Annotated in this window: 14 protein-coding genes and 1 pseudogene; 12 read left to right on the top strand and 3 right to left on the bottom strand. The window is 47.9% G+C overall.

Annotation, left to right across the window (positions count from 1 at the left end):
• Positions 1-120: 120 nt before the first annotated feature.
• Positions 121-462 (bottom strand): annotated as a pseudogene (locus ACVBDQ_RS15850) (cyclase family protein); the annotation flags it as partial.
• Positions 463-888: 426 nt separating this feature from the next.
• Between ACVBDQ_RS15850 and ACVBDQ_RS15845 the strand changes: the two are divergent.
• Entirely contained in the window at positions 889-2,325 is a 1,437-nt protein-coding gene (locus ACVBDQ_RS15845; protein WP_446663314.1) for an aldehyde dehydrogenase family protein, read from the top strand.
• A gap of 95 nt (positions 2,326-2,420) precedes the next feature.
• On the opposite strand, the gene ACVBDQ_RS15840 is transcribed toward ACVBDQ_RS15845, so the two are convergent.
• Complete coding sequence (locus tag ACVBDQ_RS15840) at positions 2,421-3,878, bottom strand: ArnT family glycosyltransferase (protein ID WP_429894196.1); 1,458 nt, start codon at positions 3,876-3,878, stop codon at positions 2,421-2,423.
• A 188-nt stretch (positions 3,879-4,066) separates the two neighbouring features.
• Between ACVBDQ_RS15840 and ACVBDQ_RS15835 the strand changes: the two genes are divergently transcribed.
• The 11 genes from ACVBDQ_RS15835 to araA all read left to right on the top strand — a co-directional run bounded on the left by ACVBDQ_RS15835 (position 4,067) and on the right by araA (position 18,809).
• Positions 4,067-4,831 carry an enoyl-CoA hydratase gene (locus ACVBDQ_RS15835; protein ID WP_011231403.1) on the top strand — a complete coding sequence of 255 codons (765 nt, stop codon included), beginning with the start codon at positions 4,067-4,069 and terminating at the stop codon, positions 4,829-4,831.
• A gap of 314 nt (positions 4,832-5,145) precedes the next feature.
• Positions 5,146-6,153, top strand: coding sequence for a substrate-binding domain-containing protein (locus ACVBDQ_RS15830; protein WP_011231402.1), 1,008 nt, complete (start codon positions 5,146-5,148; stop codon positions 6,151-6,153).
• Positions 6,154-6,188: 35 nt separating this feature from the next.
• Entirely contained in the window at positions 6,189-7,964 is a 1,776-nt protein-coding gene (locus tag ACVBDQ_RS15825) for a cache domain-containing sensor histidine kinase (protein ID WP_020279035.1), read from the top strand.
• 13 nt (positions 7,965-7,977) lie between these two features.
• Positions 7,978-9,183 carry a response regulator gene (locus tag ACVBDQ_RS15820; RefSeq protein WP_014195987.1) on the top strand — a complete coding sequence of 402 codons (1,206 nt, stop codon included), beginning with the start codon at positions 7,978-7,980 and terminating at the stop codon, positions 9,181-9,183.
• A 193-nt stretch (positions 9,184-9,376) separates the two neighbouring features.
• On the top strand, positions 9,377-10,456 hold the full coding sequence (gene chvE, locus ACVBDQ_RS15815) for a multiple monosaccharide ABC transporter substrate-binding protein (protein WP_033012547.1): 1,080 nt from the start codon (positions 9,377-9,379) through the stop codon (positions 10,454-10,456).
• A gap of 71 nt (positions 10,457-10,527) precedes the next feature.
• Complete coding sequence (mmsA, locus tag ACVBDQ_RS15810) at positions 10,528-12,069, top strand: multiple monosaccharide ABC transporter ATP-binding protein (RefSeq protein WP_318549944.1); 1,542 nt, start codon at positions 10,528-10,530, stop codon at positions 12,067-12,069.
• A 1-nt stretch (position 12,070) separates the two neighbouring features.
• Positions 12,071-13,294, top strand: coding sequence for a multiple monosaccharide ABC transporter permease (gene mmsB, locus ACVBDQ_RS15805; RefSeq protein ID WP_446663313.1), 1,224 nt, complete (start codon positions 12,071-12,073; stop codon positions 13,292-13,294).
• Between the two features lie 301 nt (positions 13,295-13,595).
• On the top strand, positions 13,596-14,690 hold the full coding sequence (locus ACVBDQ_RS15800) for a substrate-binding domain-containing protein (protein WP_446663312.1): 1,095 nt from the start codon (positions 13,596-13,598) through the stop codon (positions 14,688-14,690).
• Between the two features lie 214 nt (positions 14,691-14,904).
• A complete protein-coding gene (araD, locus tag ACVBDQ_RS15795) occupies positions 14,905-15,591 on the top strand; it encodes an L-ribulose-5-phosphate 4-epimerase (RefSeq protein ID WP_446663311.1) in 687 nt (228 codons plus the stop codon).
• Positions 15,592-15,607: 16 nt separating this feature from the next.
• A complete protein-coding gene (locus ACVBDQ_RS15790) occupies positions 15,608-17,302 on the top strand; it encodes a ribulokinase (protein ID WP_446663310.1) in 1,695 nt (564 codons plus the stop codon).
• A 16-nt stretch (positions 17,303-17,318) separates the two neighbouring features.
• Positions 17,319-18,809 (top strand): L-arabinose isomerase, encoded by a 1,491-nt coding sequence (gene araA / locus ACVBDQ_RS15785; RefSeq protein WP_446663309.1) that lies wholly within the window; start codon positions 17,319-17,321, stop codon positions 18,807-18,809.
• A gap of 710 nt (positions 18,810-19,519) precedes the next feature.
• Here the strand turns inward: araA and ACVBDQ_RS15780 are convergent.
• The coding region (locus ACVBDQ_RS15780; RefSeq protein WP_446663308.1) for a DDE-type integrase/transposase/recombinase at positions 19,520-20,739 on the bottom strand (1,220 nt) is incomplete at its 5' end.

Here is a 20,739-nt window from a genome sequence, read left to right as displayed (position 1 = left end):
TTATTAAACGGTTTTCTCCACGCCTTTATTATATCATACACAAAAGAAAAGGGGAACGCGCATTCCTCTCCCACTTACTCCCTTTGGTCGTTGAAGTGGGAGTCTCCTGCGCGAAATAGGATGAAACAACACAATGGTTCCCGGCGACAGCTTCGGGATATACGGAGCGGCATCGGCCATCGTCACCGCTTCGCCTTCCGCTTTTCCGGTGGCATTGATCACGACGCCGCGGCCAAGAAAATAGGTGAGCGGCACGTCATCGAGCCGCCAACCGTGTTCGCAAAAGTGAAACGGCGCATCCACATGCGTGCCGCTGTGCGACCCAAGCACAAGGCGGCTGACGTGATAGCCGTCTTGGGCGAACGTTGCCGCCGGTTCGATTTTCGGCTTCGGATCCCCCGGGTACACCGGAGTTTGGGCCGTGATCGGCATGGTGAGGTCGATGAGTGTTTTGATGTTCATTTCCAAATCTCCTTCTACACTATTTTTGGCTGCTTTTATCATACAACAAAAACATAGGAGAAGGAGGAGTTAGAAAGCCATCATCATGCCTTGCGGAGCTGGACAGTTAGCTGGGGAATTGTTGCGCCGAACGTTGGGCGGCCGGTGACCAAGGGCTATGTTGCTTGTCTTTCCACGAACAGGGGCAAGCAGTTTGGCGGCAAACCGAGCGACGGAGTGTTATCATAGAGAGGGGAGGGGAACGTCACCCGTAACGAGAGAGGCGAATGATGGCGCTGCATGGCAACGGACGGCTTTCGTAAACAAAGGACAAGTGGAAGGATTTTCACGCGCGATGGCGAATGAAACAAATAAACAGGGCATGCGGGACATATACTGAAGGGGAAAATTTCGGCCGCGTGCTTAAAAGAAGGGAAGGGTGAAAAGATGCCAATCGCGGTGCAGAAACAGAAGCTATACATCAACGGCGAATGGCGGGAAGGGAAGTCGTACACGGAGCTGAAATCGCCATACTCACGCGAGACGATTGCCGAAATCCCTGTGGCCACCGAACAAGAAGTCGACGAAGCGATCGCGGCGGCGTACGCCGCGCGGCAAACGATGACTGCCATGCCAGCGCATGAACGAGCCGCCATTTTAGAGTGGGTCGTCGAGCAGCTGAAAGAGCGGCAGGAAGAAGCGGCGAGGTTGATCGCCTTGGAAGCAGCCAAACCGATCACCACGGCGAAAGGGGAAGTCGCCCGCACGATCCAAACGTACAAATTCGCCGCCGAAGAAGCCAAACGCATTCATGGGGAAACACTGCCGCTCGACGCCGCGCCGGGTGGGGAAAATCGCATCGCCTTGACGGTCCGCGAGCCGATCGGCGTCATCGGGGCGATTACGCCGTTTAACTTCCCGATGAACTTGGTCGCCCATAAACTTGGCCCGGCCATCGCCTCGGGCAACACAGTTGTGTTAAAACCAGCCAGCCAAACGCCGCTGTCCGCCTATTTTATCGCCGAATTGTTCGAAAAAGCCGGTTTGCCGAAAGGGGCGCTCAACGTCGTCACCGGAAGCGGCCGCACGGTCGGCGACAAAATCGTCACCGACCCGCGCATCAGCATGATCACCTTCACCGGCAGCCCGGAAGTCGGCATCGCGATCCGCAATAAAGCAGGCTTAAAGCGGGTGACGTTGGAGCTTGGCTCCAACTCGGCCGTGATCGTCGACGAGCAGGTCGATCTTGACCGCATCATCCCGCGCTGCGTATTTGGCGCGTTCACGTTCCAAGGACAAGTATGTATTTCGCTCCAGCGCGTCTATGTCCATGAAAAGCGCTATGACGAGTTCGTCGAAAAATTTGTCGCCGCCGCGAAACAGTTGAAAACAGGCGACCCGTTGGATCCAACCACCGATGTATCCGCCTTGATTACGCCAAATGACGTCGATCGGGCGCTCTCTTGGATCGAAGAGGCGAAACAAGGCGGCGCCAACGTTGTTCTTGGCGGCGAACGCGACGGCAACATCCTGCTTCCGACCGTCATTGTCGACGCCGAACCGACGATGAAAGTGTCGTGCCAAGAAGTGTTCGCCCCGATCGTCTTGATCAACCGCGTCCGTTCGATCGATGAAGCCATTGAACTGGTCAATGACTCGCGCTACGGCTTGCAGGCGGGCATCTACACCGACAACGTCCATACCGCGTGGAAAGCGGCGAAACAACTGCACGTCGGCGGCGTGTTGATTAACGACATCCCGACGTTCCGCGTTGACCATATGCCGTACGGCGGCGTGAAAGAAAGCGGGTTTGGCCGCGAAGGAGTTCGCTATGCGATTGAGGAAATGACGGAGTTGAAGTTGATTATTTTTAACGAAAGTTAAGCGGGATGAGAAGAGGTTGGAGTAAAGTTTATTCCTAAAATTCTAGAAGAATGGTTGCGCAGCCTTGGAGAGAGTGGCACTCCAAGGCTGTATGTTTAAGCGTGCTTTTCCAAAATATATCCCCAACGGTTCGAGGCGAGAACAGACAGGTGGTATTGATGCTCGAGATGTTTGCTGAACCATGCTTTTTTCACGAGAAGCAGGCTTCGGCTTGTATGCAAGAACGTTTTCAGCCCTCCGTGCCGAGGTTTGAGGTCATTCGCAAGCTCTGCTGTCAAGACCGCATTTTGCGGCCAGCGACCTTTCTCGTGCAACGGATGGTACATAAACAGTTCGTATCCATGAACAGGCATTTGGGCGGTCTGCTGAAGCAATGCCAGTTCGAAATTTGGCTTGGGATGATGGATATAATGTTGAATATTCGTTTCGTAAAACGATGCGACGAACAACAGTCCGGCAAGCAGCAGCCCGCGCGCTCCCCACGTTCCTTTTCTCCATAATTGACTTGCGCAAATGCCAATCAATAGGCAAAGCGGCGGATAGACAGGGAGGATGTACCATCTGATTTTCGTCTTAGCTATGGTAAACATGAGAAGCGGGACGCAAATCCAAAGCAAAATCCCGATCACATCTTCTTTCAATCGATGGTCTGTTCCTTCAAACGCTAAAAGACGAACGCCTTGCATGTAACTGATGACCATGATTCCGACCAAGAGCGCCAGCCACCAAAAGAAAAAATGAACAAGAATGATGCCGTAGTAGGTTTCATCGCCGATATGACCTTCAATGGGCCGAGTGGAGCGCAACAACAAGTCATATCCGATCATTTGTTTAAAAAAACGGAATCCATCATAGTGATAGCGGGCAAAAGCCCAAGCGAGCACAGGAACAACGAAGGTGAGCGCTGCCCTCCACCATGCGCGCCAGCGTCCTGACTCCCACTGCCTAGTGATGAGAAAATATAAGACCATGATCAACAGAATGTTCCCCGCATGCCAACTTTTCGTTAAAAAAGCAAGTGAACAGGCAAGGCCCGCTGCATACAACCATCGCGTCTGCCGTCTGGCGGCCAGCAAAGAAAGGATGGATAACGTAAAGAAGAATACAAAGAGCGAATCCGCATCTCCTGTGCGAGCGCAATGGTTGAGAAGATATTGGGTGCTAGTAGACAAGGCAAGCAATGAGACGATCGCGGCCATGCTTCCAAACCGTTTTTTCACAAATAGCGCAATGGCAACGGCCGTGAGCGTAGCGCAAATGCCAGACATCAGCCGCAAACCAAGCGCGTTCATCCCAACGAGTTTATAGCCAATCATGATCGCCCAGTAGCTAACAGGAGGCTTTAAATTCCAGTAATCAGGATGCCCAAGGTATGTGTTGACGATCAAGTTTCCATGCCTCAGCATTTCGTATGCATTGACGCCATGACGCGCTTCGTCCCAGCTTGAAATCGGGAATGTTCCTAGATGATAAAAGACGTTGTAGACCATCATCGAGAAGATCAAAGCCGCCGCTGCATAAAACGAGATGTTTCGTACACTTGGATTTCTCATGCGATCCACTCCTTTATCGGCACGCTGTGCTTCGAAAAAAAGCAACACCGACATAGAAGCTATTACAAGTAGATGAAGATGTCAAGCATGGATGTGTTGGAGAACATGATATTTTTGCCGCCAACAAGGAAAAAACAATCTTCATGGCGAATGAAAAGAAATGAATCATCATTCAGAGGAGGAGAGCCATGGAAACGGTTGTGCTGACATTTGACCAAAACAAAGCGATATTGGAACTGAACCGCCCGCAGGCGTTAAATGCTATGGATGTGCAAATGCTAACGGAACTCGTCGACGCGCTGCGGAAAATCAAGGAAAGTGATGCTTCCGTTGTCGTCATCCGCGGCAAAGGGAGAGGATTTTCTGCGGGTGGCGACATTAAGACAATGCTGGCGGTTGATGACCCGAGCCAATTTCAAACCGTGATGAAAACGATTCAGGAGATGATCATGCTCTTGTATACGATGCCGAAAATCACCGTTTCGCTCATCCATGGCCCAGCGGCCGGCCTTGGGTTCAGCTTTGCCTTGGCGAGCGATTACCTCATCGCCACGAAAGAAGCGCGCTTGGCGATGAATTTCATCGGCATCGGCCTCATCCCAGACGGCGGCGGGCATTTCTTCTTGGCCCAGCGGGTCGGCACGGCGAAAGCCAAACAGATCATTTGGGAAGGAAAACCGATGAGCGCGGACGAAGCGCAGCAGCTCGGGCTGATTGACTTCATCGTCGAAGATGAACAACAGGCGGAACAAGCAATCGCTTCCTTGCAAGAAAAACCGCTTCAAGCCATGATCGCCACGAAAATGTTGTACGTCGAACAAACAAAAGAAGATTTGCTTCGCGTGCTCGAACTCGAAACCGACGCCCAACAGCGCATGCGGCAAACCGAAGACCACCGCGAAGGCGTCCGCGCCTTTTTAGAAAAGCGGAAGCCGGTGTTTCGGGGGAGGTAGGGAAGAGATTTTCTGATGCCTATGGTGAACTGATGACATAGAATCAGGTAGGGTATGATCGCTTATCGGAATGGTGTTTAGCAGAATAATCATCCGTTTCATCCAGCCTCTCTCATCAGGGTGTCCTATTCATTCCCTGAAGGGGAGAGTTTTTTTGCGTAAACGATCCAAATGGGTGTCAAATTTATTTGAACTACTAGTTTGAATCATGGTACATTGTAGTATATTACATGTATTGATTCGTACAACTCCATAGAATGAATCGAAATTTGTAAGTATATATCGAAAGACATGATAAAGACAGGGGATGGATAATGAGAATAAGGGCTTTAATTGTAGCGTATGCAGGATTGCTAGCGGTGTTTATCGCGTATGTTTATCATTATCAACATGATGTGTCTCGTATTCAGTCTGTTAATGAGGACACGTCACCGTTCTATGGCAAACCCGACGAAAAATACGTCATGGTCACCTTCCAATCAGGCATGGATTATTGGAAACGCTGTCTCAAAGGATTTGAAGACGCAGCGGAGGCGTTGAACGTTTCCGTAGAATATCGAGGGGCGACTCAATATGACGTCAATGAGCAAGTGACAGTGCTCGAACAAGTGATCGCGAGAAAACCAGCTGGGATTGCGGTTTCTGCCATTAATCCGACTGCGCTGACGAAGACAATCAATAAAGCAGTCGAGGAAGGGATTCCAGTTGTATTATTTGACTCGAACGCTTCGGGAAGCAAGGCGTTTTCATTTCTAGGGACGAATAATTATAGCGCTGGAGTGACGGCGGCTCACGAAATGGCTAAACTGCTGAAGAATGAGGGGAAAGTCGCGATCATTACTTCCCCTCATCAACTCAATCATCAAGAGAGGACGAGAGGATTTGTTGAGACGATCTATCAAAAATATCCGCGAATGCAAGTGGTGGCCGTAAAGAATGGAAAAGGGGACGCTATGGCCTCAAAACAGGCGGCAATGGAGATTTTAAAGGATTATCCGGATGTGCAAGGGATCTTTGCAACAGAAGCGAACGGGGGAGTTGGCATGGCAGAAGCAGTCAAAGAGCTAAATAAGAAAGAGATTAAGCTCATTAGTTTCGATACAGAAAAACAAACGTTAGATTTAGTGAAGGGGGGCGTTATTGCTGCGACGTTGGCGCAAGGAACGTGGAATATGGGATATTGGTCGCTCCAATTTTTATTTCATCTTCATCATCATCTCACATCTCCATCCCGGTCAGGAGATTCACCGTTGCCAACGTATGTTGATACAGGAATTACGGTCGTTACGCGGGAAAATGTGGATCATTTTTATGCCAAATGACTACATAGAGAAATGAGTGATTGAGGTTGCGAATGATGAAGCGTTGGCGGGTTAGCCATTGGCCGATACGATACAAGTTTGTTTCGTTGTTACTCATCTCTATGATTGTGCCTGCACTCTGTTTAGGAAGCTTGGTAGGGTGGACGGTTGATCGAATTATCGAACGACAAGTAAATGAAAATACATTGCAATTGATTAGCCAAGTCAATCAGACATTAGAGTTTTATGCCAATAATATGCAAAACGCAACGTATCTCATTGCCTTTAATCCACAAATGAAAGCGTTTTTGGATCGTAGAGCGCCTCGCAATGATTATGAAATGCGTCAATTTTTGCAAGGAATCACTACGTTGTATCCCGAGATTGCGGGGATTTTAGTTGTTAACGAATATGGCGACTATATAAGTAATGAAATGTACAGCCGTTCTTCCGCGCCATTGACAAAGGAATGGTGGTATCGTGAGGCTGTGAAAAATAAAGGGATTTTTAAAATGCTCGGTCATCCTATCGGACGAAATGTTATTTCTCATGCCCATTATACAAGTGCAGAAGTCGTATCTGCAGTTCGAGCCATTATGGATCCCGAGACACAAAAAGTGAAAGGGGTTGTACTGGTTGATTTAAAGTTGAGAGTGATTGCGGAAGCTACTAAAAATATCCGTCTTGGAAAATGGGGATATTTATTGGTGATGGATGAGCAGGGGAAAAGCATCTATACTCCGAGCCGTTCTACAGTGACAGCTGTCCCATTGCGCTGGATCAAAGGAAATAGCGGTGCATTTTCCAAGAACATCAATGGACAACATGTTCAGTTTATTTACCAGCGCTCTCCATTTACGAATTGGACAACAATCGGGGTGTTCCCCAGCGATGAATCGGCATTAGAAGTGAAAGAGATCCATTTTTATATTGTCAGTTTTATTTTTTTCGTCTGTTTTATTGCAATTGGTGCTTCCTATTACCTGTCGTTTTCATTATCTCGTCCGATCAGCCAGTTGACGGCATTTATGAAAAAAGCGCAAGCAGGCGATTTAACGGTTCGTTATCATGGTGAGCGTACGGATGAAATTGGGATGTTGGGTCGAAGTTTCAACCACATGTTGGATCAAATGCAGCGTTTTATTTCTTTGGCCGAATGGCAGGAGCGGCAGCGATGGGAGGCAGAGTTGCGGGGGTTGCAAGCACAAATTAAACCGCACTTCCTTTACAATACATTAGATACCATTCAATGGATGGCACGCAAAAAAGGGGCTGATGATGTTGCTGAATTGGTCGGCACACTGGCAAAGCTGTTCCGCATCGGATTAAGCAAGGGGAAGGATATGATTCTTTTGGCTGAGGAAGTAGAGCATATTAAAAGTTATTTACGTATCCAGGAAGTTCGCTATAAAGATAAGTTAGACTATACATTTGACATTCCGGAATATCTGCAACAATTTTATGTGTTAAAGTTGCTGTTGCAGCCGATTGTGGAGAACGCGATTTATCATGGCATTAAACAGCGGAAAGGACCAGGACATATTTGGATTCAAGCGCGAGAACATAAAGGAGTAATGTATATTCGTGTAAAAGATGATGGCGTCGGAATGTCCCGGGAGCGGCTGGAAGAGTTGAGGAAAAGTTTAGACATTGATTTTACATCAGGAGACCAGGAAGGCAGAATGCGAAAGGTGAAAGGATATGGAATGATGAACGTACAAGCTCGCTTACAATTAACATTTGGCCCGTCCTACCGGTTGCATATCGATAGTGAGGAAGGAAAAGGAACAACCGTGACGATTGTGCATCCAATCATCACCCATCTTCCTTAGGAGGGATGGATTCATGTGGAAGGTGCTGATTGCAGATGACGAAGCGATCATTCGTGAAGGGATTCGGGAGTCGATCGATTGGAATGAATTTAACATGGAAGTTGTTGCAGAAGCAGAAGATGGGGAAGAGGCGTTGGAATTAGCTTTACGGCATCGAGTGAATGTATTGTTTGTCGATTTAAGCATGCCGATCATGGACGGGCTTACGCTGATGAGACATGTGCGGGAGAAGTTGCCCAACTGCCATATGATTGTAATTACCGGTTATGATGAGTTTTCGTATGCACAGGAGGCGATTCGCCTTCAAGTGGATGATTACTTATTAAAGCCAACTGATCCGCAGCGATTGTACGAAGTAGTCGCAAAAGTGAAGGAGAAGCTCGAACAGGAGCAAAAGGAAAAACGATATATGGAACTGTTAACGAACCAAGTACAAAAGCATGTTCACGTGCTTCGCCAGCAATTAGGGATGGAATGGGTAGCAGGGCGACTGACGGATGAGGATATCATGAGACAACTGTCATTGCTTGGACTTTCACGGTCTTGCCCTGCGCAAGTCGTTGTGATTCAATGGTTTTCATTTAAAAATCAGCCCATTGTGAGCGATCGGGATCGGCAGTTGCTTTTATTTGCCATCGAAAACGCCATCTCTGAATTATTGGAGGATGGTGAAAAAATTGTTTTTCGTGATTCAAACGAGTTCATCGTTGTGATCAGCTGGAAACCGATCAGTGAAGAACAGCGTAGGCAGATTGAAACGGCACTGAAACAACATTTGCACATCAGGGCCAGTGTATATATAGAAACGGTGGAAGGAGGAATGACCGGGGTGATGGCGGCATATGAAAAATGCAAAGAGCAAATGGCGGAAGAAAGCCGCCTTTCTCCGATTGTCCGCCGCGCTAGGCAGTATATACAGAAACACTTTAGCCAGCCGGATTTGACGCTTGAGTCCGTTGCACAGTTTCTCAATGTCTCTCCGGTTTATTTAAGTCGAATTATCAAGCAAGAGCTCGGTATTTCGTTCATCCATTTGTTGGCGAAAACTCGGATGGAGAAGGCGGCGGAATTGCTTTTGTCTACCGAACTGCCGATCCATGAAATTGCTGAACGTGTCGGTTATGATACGCAACATTATTTCAGCACTGCTTTTAAAAAGGCGATGGGAGTATCTCCAAATCAATACCGGAGAATGCACATAACAAACGATAGCTCCTAAGATAAGGAAGGAAACGAGTGTTAATGCGACGGGACGGTCTTTTGAAAAGATCGTTCTTCTTTTTTTGAAAACGCTTCAACAAAGTTGAATTTTTATAAAAACAGTTAATTAATTAAAAAGACGGACAATTTGTTCGATGATATAGTAAAATCAGAAATTAAATATACGTACAAATTTAAAAGGGGGTAAAAAAATGAAAAGGCTTTTATCTGTACTGACGTTATTGGTGTTTGTACTGTCATTGTCCGCCTGTGGAGGACTCGGAGCGAATGGTGGAAAAGACGCCGGATTTGTTGGTATTTCAATGCCGACAAAATCATCGGAACGCTGGATTCGTGACGGGGAAAACATGGTGAAAGAATTTAAGAAGCTCGGATATAAGACGGATTTGCAATATGCCGAGGACGTAGTCGAGAACCAAGTATCGCAAATTGAAAACATGATCACCAAAGGGGTCAATGTGTTAGTGATTGCTCCGATTGACGCGGAAGCGTTAACGGATGTGTTGGAAAAAGCGCATAAACAAGGAATTAAGATCATTTCGTACGATCGTTTGATCAAAAACAGCAAGTACGTCGACTATTATGCAACGTTTGATAACTTTAAAGTTGGTGTGCTGCAAGGCCAGTACATCGAACAAAAGCTCGGATTGAAAGAAGGAAAAGGACCGTTCAACATTGAGTTGTTTGCCGGTTCTCCAGATGACAATAACGCCTATTTCTTCTTTGATGGAGCGATGTCGGTGTTAAAACCGTACATTGATTCCGGAAAATTAGTGGTGAGAAGCGGCCAAACGAAGTTTGACCAAGTAGCGACATTGCGTTGGGATGGAGCTACGGCTCAAGCGCGTATGGATAACTTGTTGAGCGCGCATTATACGAATGCTCGCGTTGATGCGGTTTTGTCCCCGTACGATGGCATTAGCATTGGCATCATTTCTTCCTTAAAAGGGGTCGGTTACGGAACTCCGAGCAAGCCGATGCCGGTGATTACTGGGCAAGATGCGGAATTGGCTTCGGTGAAATCGATTATCGCAGGGGAACAAACGCAAACGGTATTTAAAGACACAAGAGAATTGGCGAAAAAAGCGGTTGAGATGGTTGATGCGGTGTTGAAAGGGAAAAAGCCGGAAGTGAACGATACGAAAACATATAATAACGGGGTCAAAGTTGTCCCAGCGTACTTGTTGGAACCAGTTTCGGTTGATAAATCCAATTATGAAAAAGTGTTGATTGACAGCGGTTATTATAAAAAAGAAGATTTGACGAAATAGACTCGAGGGAAGGACACGGATATAAGGGAAACCCCTTATATCCGTACTCTCGTCCAAGGAGGCGGAAAGTGATGTCTGAATTCATTTTAGAGATGAGGGGGATTACGAAACAGTTCCCGGGAGTCAAAGCACTTGATAATGTCAATTTTAAGGTGCGTGAAGGCGAAATTCATGCGCTTTGCGGGGAAAACGGGGCAGGAAAGTCAACGTTGATGAAAGTATTAAGCGGTGTTTATCCGTATGGGACGTATGATGGGGAAATTGTATTTAAGGGAGAGGTATGCAAGTTTAAGAACATTAAACAGAGCGAACAATTAGGGATTGTCATCATCCACCAAGAGTTGGCCTTGATTCCCTATCTATCCATTGCCGAAAATATTTTTTTAGGAAATGAACGGGCGAAGAGAGGCATCATTAACTGGAATGAAACGATCGCTCAAACAAAAAAGCTGTTGCAGAAAGTCGGATTAGATGAGTCGCCGCATACACTGGTCGGCCAACTTGGCGTCGGCAAGCAGCAACTCGTAGAAATTGCGAAGGCGTTGGCTAAAGATGTGAAATTGCTTATTTTGGATGAGCCGACAGCGGCATTAAATGAAGATGACAGCGAAAATTTGCTGAATTTGCTTTTGGAATTGAAAAAACAGGGTTTATCGGCCATTATTATTTCCCATAAATTAAATGAAATTACCAAAGTCGCTGATTCGATCACGATTTTACGAGATGGAAAAACAATTGAAACGTTGGATATGAAACATGATGAGGTGACCGAAGACCGGATTATCCGTGGAATGGTCGGACGCGATTTAACGAATCGCTATCCTTCAAGAACACCGAAGATAGGCGAAATCATATTCGAGGTCAGGAATTGGACAGTATATCACCCTGTTTATTCGGAGCGCAAAGTGCTTGATAATATCAATCTGTCGATTCGCAGAGGAGAAATTGTGGGGATCGCCGGCCTTATGGGGGCGGGACGAACCGAATTGGCCATGAGCATCTTTGGTCGGTCATACGGAAAGAAAATTAGCGGAGAAATATGGAAAAACGGGGTCAAAATCGATGTCAGCGATGTCAGCAAGGCCATTGCCAACGGGATTGCCTATGTAACAGAAGATCGAAAAGGAAATGGCCTCATCCTAATGGAAGACATTCGGAAAAATATTACACTTTCCCGCTTAGGGAAAATCTCAAATCATTTTGTGGTCGATGAAAATCAAGAAATTGTTGAATCGGAGCGATTCCGTGACCAATTCAAAATTAAAACGCCAAGCGTATTTCAAAAAGTAGAAGCCCTTAGTGGCGGGAATCAACAAAAAGTGGTGTTAAGCAAATGGATTTTTGCTGAGCCAGATATTTTGATTCTCGACGAACCAACACGGGGGATTGACGTCGGCGCGAAATATGAAATTTACACGATCATTCAGCAGCTAGCCGATGCAGGAAAAGGTATTTTAATGATTTCGTCCGAACTCCCAGAAATTCTTGGCATGTGCGATCGAATTTATGTGATGAGTGAAGGGAGAATCACTGGAGAGGTGTCGCGGGAAGAAGCGACACAGGAAAAACTAATGAGGCTTATGACGAAAACAGCGATTCAGGAGGGGGCATAAGATGGGAGCACTAATGCAAAAAACAGCACAACATTCTCCAAAGCGGTCTACAGAAAGTCAGCAGTTATCGTTGAAGCAGATGATCAAAAACAATATGAGAAGTTACAGTATGGTCATCGCTCTCATTTTGATTATGTTATTGTTCCAAGTGTTAACTGGAGGCATTTTGTTGCGGCCATTAAATATTACAAACTTGATTTTGCAAAACAGTTATATTTTGGTGCTGGCTGTTGGCATGATGCTTGTCATTATCACCGGACATATTGATTTGTCCGTCGGATCGGTGGCAGCTTTTGTCGGGGCATTGGCTGGCATTCTGATGGTTCAGCACCATGCATCAGTATGGTTGACGGTGCTCATTTGTTTATTGCTCGGTGCCTTGATTGGCGCATGGCAAGGATTTTGGGTAGCGTACGTAAAAATTCCATCATTCATTGTTACATTAGCAGGGATGTTGCTGTTCCGAGGATTAACGATGGTCATTTTGGAAGGGCAGTCGATTGCCCCGTTTCCGAAAACATTCCAAAATATGAGTTCTGGGTTTCTTCCTGACGTATTTCATGGAGGAGAGATCCATCTGTTCACCATTGTGATCGGCTTCGCCGCTTCTCTCTTATTTGTTGTACTGGAATGGAGAAAACGAAACAGCCAGAAAAAGTATGGGTTTGCGGTCACCCCTGCGGCGATGTTTGCCTTGAAGCTGGCTGTGATTGCCGCTGTAATCATGATTTTCACTTATATTTTAGCGACGTACGAAGGAATTCCGACGATTCTAGTGATTTTGGCTGCGTTGATCATGGCTTATTCCTTTGTGGCGAATCGGACGATCGTCGGCCGCCATATTTATGCGATTGGTGGTAATGAGAAGGCTGCGCAATTGTCCGGGATTAAAACGAAACGTGTCACGTTTTGGGTGTTTGTCAACATGGGTGTGCTGGCTGCTTTGTCCGGATTGATTTTTGCCGCTCGCCTCAATGCGGCGACGCCAAAAGCTGGGAACTTGTTTGAACTCGATGCCATTGCGGCGTGCTTTATTGGAGGCGCATCCGCTTATGGAGGAATCGGCACGATTAGCGGAGCGATTATTGGCGGTCTAGTCATGGGTGTCATGAACAACGGGATGTCCTTGTTGGGGCTCGGGATTGACTGGCAACAGGCCATTAAAGGGCTTGTATTGCTTATTGCTGTCGCTTTTGATATTTACAACAAAAACAAAGCTGCTTAATGCAAAAGTGAAGAGCCAAGCGCATTGCTTGGCTTTTTTGTCAAATGGTCAAAAAATGGACACAGGGCTTTTATGCTCGAAAAGAGTTCGATCGGTTCATATGATCCATATGACGAGTCGCATTTCAAGTGGTTTTGGGGTTGAAGCGTTTTCTCCCATTGTTCTCTTTCGCTCGAAAAAGGGCGTGTACAGATGCCTCATATATTTTCCGCCGTCTGCTCTTAGCGCAATGATACGGACAAATAAAAACTGTTATAATAAAATTAATTTGTATCTCATTATTTTATCGTTGAGGTGGACTATGAAGGAGAAAACGCTGCCGAAATATCTGCAATTAAAACAAGAAATTTTATCTTGGATCATTTCCGGACAAATGAAGCCGGATGAGAAAATTCCGACCGAGCATGAGATCGCCAACCAGTTTCAACTAAGCCGACATACCGTTCGGCAAGCGCTCGGGGAACTCGAGAAGGAAGGATGGCTGTACAAAATCCAAGGGAGCGGCACATTTGTGTCCCGACCGAAGCCGAAAGAACAGGTGGATACGAAAACGATCGGAATCGTAACGACCTATATTTCCGATTATATTTTTCCCCATATCGTCCGAGGAGCGGAGGAGACGCTACGGGAAAAAGGATATCGCCTTTTGCTTGCCAGCACGAATAACGACAAACAGAGAGAGAAAGAACAGCTTGAAGAGATGATCCGGGAGCCGTTGAGCGGGCTGATCATCGAGCCGACTAAAAGCGCACAAGGGAATCCGAACCTTGGCTATTACTTGTCGCTCAACAACCTTCACATCCCGTACGTTATGATTAACGCCCGTTATTTGGAAGTGAGCTGTCCATGCGTGAAAATGGACGATGAGCAGGGAGGATTTTTATTGACCGATCATCTCATTCGTTTAGGGCATCGCCGAATTGCCGGTTTCTTTAAAACTGACGATTTGCAAGGGGTGGATCGTTTGCGCGGCTTTATTCGCGCCCATCAGCAACACGAGGTGCCTGTGGCCACGGAGTATCTTCTTTCCTACGCAACAGAGGAGAAATGGACAAAGCCGTCTGAGATGGCGCGAGAGTTTTTGCAGCGGTCGAAAGAGGAGCGCCCGACAGCCTTTGTGTGCTACAACGATGAGCTGGCGATTTTGCTTCTTGAAGTTATTCGCCAACAAGGGTTATCGGTTCCCGATGACATTTCGATTGTTGGGTTTGATGATTCGACGTTTGCGACAGCGACGGAGGTGAAATTGACGACGATTCGTCATCCAAAAACAGAAATGGGTATTCAAGCGGCTGAGATGCTCATTCAAATGATCGAACAACGATCAGTCGATAAAATGGGCGATATCATTTATCGGCCAGAGCTAATTGTACGCAACTCAACAAAAGAAATTTAAAAAATGTATGATATATAGGTTGTAATAAAGAATTTCCGACCTCCATGTCCCGTCTTTACTTTATCACCTAACAAGCTGGCACGGTGACAAGAAGAGCGAACAATGCCATGTAAAACAAAATTGCAACTTATATAGATCAAAAAAAGTTATAGAAAAATTGTACGTACAATAGTATAATGGGGGTGGGGAGTTTTTGTAGAGGGAGTGGAGGCTGATGCTTGAGAAATTGAAACAAGCCGTATTAGAGGCCAATCTGCAGCTCCCACAATACCGCCTCGTGACATTTACGTGGGGAAATGTGAGCGGGATTGACAGGGAGCGCGGATTGGTTGTCATTAAGCCAAGCGGAGTGGCGTATGACAAGTTGACCATTGATGACATGGTGGTCGTGGATTTGAACGGAAATGTGGTGGAAGGGGGCTTAAAACCGTCGTCGGACACCCCCACCCATCTTTGGTTGTATAAACAATTTCCGGAAATCGGAGGAATTGTTCATACCCATTCGACTTGGGCGACTGTTTGGGCGCAGGCCGGAAAAGGAATTCCGGCATTAGGGACGACACACGCAGACTATTTCTATGGAGAAATTCCGTGCACCCGGCCGATGACCAATGAAGAAATTCAAGGAGCCTATGAACTAGAAACTGGAAAGGTCATTACGGAAACGTTCCGCTTTCTCGACCCGTTGCAAATGCCAGGTGTTTTGGTGCACGGCCATGGCCCGTTTGCTTGGGGGAAAGATCCAGCGAACGCGGTTCATAATGCCGTTGTCTTGGAAGAAGTAGCGAAAATGGCGGCAAGAACGTACATGCTCAATCCAAATGCACAGCCGATCAGCCAAACGCTGCTTGATCGCCACTATTTGCGCAAGCATGGCGCAAACGCTTACTATGGGCAGTAAAGGGAGGGAGACCGAGATGGGGAAAAAGTACGTCATTGGCATTGACTATGGCACCGAATCGGGACGAGCTGTTCTCGTTGATCTAGAAGGAAACGAAATTGCGGACCATGTCACTCCGTATCCTCACGGAGTTATTGATGAAGTCCTGCCGGAATCGAACGTACAACTCGAGCCAGACTGGGCGCTGCAACACCCTGGTGATTATATCGAAGTGTTGGCGACTGCAGTCCCGGCCGTTTTGCAAAAGTCTGGAGTGAGTCCGTCTGATGTCATCGGGGTGGGGATCGATTTCACGGCTTGCACGATGCTGCCGGTTGATGCTTCTGGCGAGCCGCTTTGTCTAAAGCCAGAATTCAAGAGCCGTCCGCACAGTTGGGTGAAATTGTGGAAGCACCATGCCGCTCAGGATGAGGCGAACTTGCTCAATGAAATTGCGGCCAAACGAGGCGAAGCATTTTTGCCGAGATACGGCGGAAAAATTTCATCCGAATGGATGATTGCGAAAATTTGGCAGATTTTAAACGAAGACCCGGAGATTTATGAGCAAACTGACCTTTTTCTGGAGGCGACTGACTGGGTCATTTTCAAAATGACTGGGAATATCGTCCGCAACAGCTGCACGGCGGGCTATAAGTCTATTTGGCATAAACAAGACGGCTATCCAAGCAAGGAGTTTTTCCGGGCGCTCGATCCGCGGCTGGAACACTTGACAGACACGAAACTGCGCGGCCCGATCGTTCCGCTTGGTACGAGAGCAGGCGTGCTGACGAACGAAATGGCCGCTATGATGGGCCTCCTTCCGGGAACAGCTGTCGCCGTCGGAAATGTCGATGCCCATGCGGCCGTACCAGGCGTCGGAGTCGTCGAGCCAGGCAAACTGGTGATGGCGATGGGAACCTCGATTTGCCATATGCTGCTGGGCACAGAAGAAAAATACGTCGAAGGCATGTGCGGCGTTGTGGAAGACGGCATCATTCCCGGATATTTCGGTTACGAGGCCGGCCAGTCGGCGGTGGGGGACATTTTTGCTTGGTATGTCGAACAAGGCGTTCCGGCTTATGTGAAAGAAGCGGCAGAAAAAGAAGGAGTCAGCGTTCATGAATGGCTTGAGAAGCGGGCCGCCGCCTATCGGCCGGGGGAAACCGGGTTGCTTGCGTTGGACTGGTGGAACGGCAATCGCTCCGTGTTGGTCGATACCGATTTAACCGGACTTATCATCGGTTATACGTTGCTGACAAAACCAGAAGAGATTTACCGTGCGCTGCTTGAAGCAACGGCCTTTGGCACACGCAAAATTATCGATGCTTTCGTTGAAAACGGTGTCAACGTTGACGAATTGTATGCATGCGGCGGATTGCCGCAAAAAAATAAGCTGCTCATGCAAATTTATGCGGATGTGACGAACCGTGAGATTAAGATCGCGGCATCCAAACATACCCCGGCGGTGGGAGCGGCAATGTTTGCGGCGGTGGCGGCCGGCAAAGAGAACGGAGGTTATGAATCAATCGTTGAGGCGGCGCGAAACATGGGAAAAGTGCGTGAAGAGACGTTCAAACCGATTCCAGAGAATGTTGCCATTTATGAACAATTGTATCAAGAATATACGAAACTGCATGACTACTTCGGCCGTGGGGAAAACGATGTCATGAAACGGCTTAAACATTGGAAAGAAACCGCACGAGCGGCGAAAGAATCTGTGACTTTATCGTGAACGGGGAGGAGCAATGATGCTGTCATTACGTCCTTATGAATTTTGGTTTGTGACAGGAAGTCAGCACTTGTACGGAGAAGAAGCGTTAAAACAAGTCGAAGAACATTCAAGAATCATGGTCAATGAATGGAATCGCGATTCGGTGTTTCCGTTCCCATTCGTTTTCAAATCAGTCGTGACGACGCCAGAGGAAATCCGGCGCGTTTGCCTTGAGGCGAATGCGAGCGAACAATGCGCTGGGGTCATCACTTGGATGCATACATTCTCGCCAGCGAAGATGTGGATTGGCGGCCTTTTGGAGCTGCGAAAACCGTTATTGCATCTTCACACCCAGTTTAACCGTGATATTCCGTGGGACAGCATCGATATGGACTTTATGAACTTAAACCAATCAGCTCACGGTGACCGAGAATACGGATTTATCGGTGCGAGAATGGGAGTTGCCCGGAAAGTGGTCGTTGGTCATTGGGAAGACCCGGAAGTCCGCGAGCGGCTGGCGAAATGGATGCGGACGGCCGTCGCCTTTGCAGAAAGCCGCCAGCTCAAAGTGGCTCGTTTCGGCGATAACATGCGTGAAGTGGCGGTAACGGAAGGGGACAAAGTGGGAGCGCAAATTCAATTCGGCTGGTCGATCAACGGTTATGGCATTGGGGATTTGGTGCAATCTATTCGCGATGTTTCTGAACAAAGCGTTAACGAACTGCTTGATGAATATGCCGAACTGTATGACATTGTACCTGCTGGCCGTCAAGATGGACCGGTTCGCGAGTCGATCCGTGAGCAGGCGCGGATTGAGCTTGGGTTAAAAGCCTTTTTGCAAGACGGGAACTTCACTGCCTTTACGACGACGTTTGAAGATTTGCACGGCATGAAGCAACTTCCAGGACTAGCGGTTCAACGGCTTATGGCAGAGGGATATGGATTTGGCGGCGAAGGCGACTGGAAAACGGCTGCTCTCGTTCGGTTGATGAAAGTCATGGCGGATGGCAAAGGAACATCGTTCATGGAAGACTACACGTACCACTTTGAGCCGGGCAACGAACTGATTCTTGGCGCGCATATGCTCGAAGTATGCCCGACGATCGCAGCAACGCGACCGCGCATCGAAGTTCATCCGCTTTCGATTGGTGGAAAAGAAGATCCAGCCCGTCTCGTGTTTGACGGCGGCGAGGGTGCAGCGGTCAATGCATCATTGATCGATTTGGGGCATCGTTTCCGTCTCATTGTCAATGAAGTCGATGCGGTGAAACCGGAACACGACATGCCGAAATTACCAGTCGCCCGCATTTTATGGAAACCGCGCCCATCGTTGCGCGATTCGGCCGAAGCATGGATTTTAGCCGGCGGCGCTCATCACACATGCTTCTCGTTTGCCGTCACGGCTGAACAGCTCCAAGACTTTGCGGAAATGACCGGCATTGAATGTGTAGTGATCAATGAACATACTTCCGTCTCGTCATTCAAAAACGAACTAAGATGGAATGAAGTATTCTGGCGGGGACGGTAAGGTGAAGCCAGCGTGCAAATCCATACGGCACAACACCAAGGACATGGGCTGGAAGGAGGGCTCATGTCCTTCGTTTTTATCATACATAAAAGTTGGACATTAACAGAAGAGAGGTAATTTCGAATGTGTAAGCAAAGTCATCAACGTAACGGAAGTTATATGGACAACTTTCGGTATCAATTTTAAGGTGGATAAAAATTATTTCTTGATTTTTTTAAATTTTGTATTGAAAAAAATATATACAATGGTACAATGAAGTTAAAAGTTATACGTACAATATAAAACGGTATTAGGATAAAACATACTATTTGTAAGGTCAAATTGTTTTCAGATCCTTATAAAAAGGATTTGAAATAAACAAAGGGGGAGAGGTGGTTAGTTTTAAAAGCGTTTTCAACGATAGTAGCAACATGGCGTAAACAGTAGTTGACCCGCGCTTGAAATCAGGTAGCGTCAAAAGTTCTATGAAAACTCCACACAGATCATCCCATTGAGCATCGTGGGGCATGCGGAGGGCCGGATTCGCCCTTGACCAACACCCGCCAAAGGTGCGGAAGAGTCATCAAGGGCGACGGGGACAAAAAGAAGGCAATAAGAAAGCCGCCCTTGCCATGACCGAATTTTACCTTTGGCGGTGTTCGGTTGGTCAAGGGTTCGCTTCGCCGAATCCGGCAGGAGTTCTGTTCAACGGGCTCCGGCGGACAAAAAAGTCAGGCCGCCTCTTGTTGGAGAAACGCTTGTGCCATGGCGATCAGCTTCGTCCACCGGGCCGGCATATGCGGAAGATCCGCCAGTTCCGGGATGACGACCGGCACCCGGCCTTCGAGCGCGCTGTGTGGGCGCAGAAAGTTGAAATACGCCACAAACAGCGTCACAAAGGACACCGAGCCTTCTTCCGCACCAAACCCATGGGTCGGGCGGTAGTTGCCTTTAAAGGTCCGGTTGAATCGCTCGATGATCTGCTTGAGAGGGCGAAACTCTTCCGAGACCGGATCCTCATTGGTCAGCCCGATCACTTGGCGGACGTCAAATGAAATCCCGTGTTGGGCGAAGAAGTGTTGCGCCAGCAGGTAAATCGGGTTGCCATCCACGACGAACGACAAGTCGTCTGGGAGGGACGCTAGCTTCCTGAGGACATCATCGATGGCCTTGATGGCCGAGAGCGTGTCCCGGTTGGGCGAGACGCGATACGACAGCACGATCTTTTTGACGGCGTCAAACATAAAGAACAGGTAATGCCAGCGCCCTTTGACGCGAATATACGTCTCGTCCCCGCAAAACGAACCGGACAGCTCATACGGGAACCGGTCGACAAAGGGCTTGATCCAAAGCGCGACGCTGTTGGCGTAGTTGAGCACCGTCTGATGGGAGATCGAGACGCCATGGATGTCCTTCATGGCGGCGGCGGTCTCCCTCGAGGACATCCCAAAGTTGACGTAGTACGTCAACACGAGCCCCAACACGTGCGGCGACGCAGCCAGCCGGGACAAATCGACCTTCGGCTTGATGAGCGACGAGGAAGCCAACGGGAGAAAGTCAAACAAGAACTCTCGAAACAAATACCGCACCTTGAAGGCTTGAGGATCCTGTTGAAACTGTTGGCGCTCCTTCTTCGTCATCCGGCGAAGGTTGGCCTGGTAAAACGGGCAAGCGTTGTTCTTGCACTTATAGATGTTGTATTCTTTGCGTTCCTTGATTTTTTCCAGCGTCTTTTTGCAGTGCGGGCAGCGAAAGACCGCTTGCTTGGTGAACCGATTTCGGTGGTTGAACCGGCACTGGCACACTTTGCATTGGTATTGCCCTTTTCCGCCGTTATTGGCGTACAGGTAAGAAGAGGGAGCCTGGCAGCGAGGGCAGGTCAACGAATCCGGAACACGGTGTTTCGCCTTCGCGCGGCGCTGGATGGGCCGCAAAGGACGTCCGTGCTGGG

Source organism: Geobacillus sp. CCR, assembly GCF_052906625.1.
Note: the sequence above shows the minus strand (reverse complement) of the source record. Positions and strands in the feature narration are given on the sequence as shown.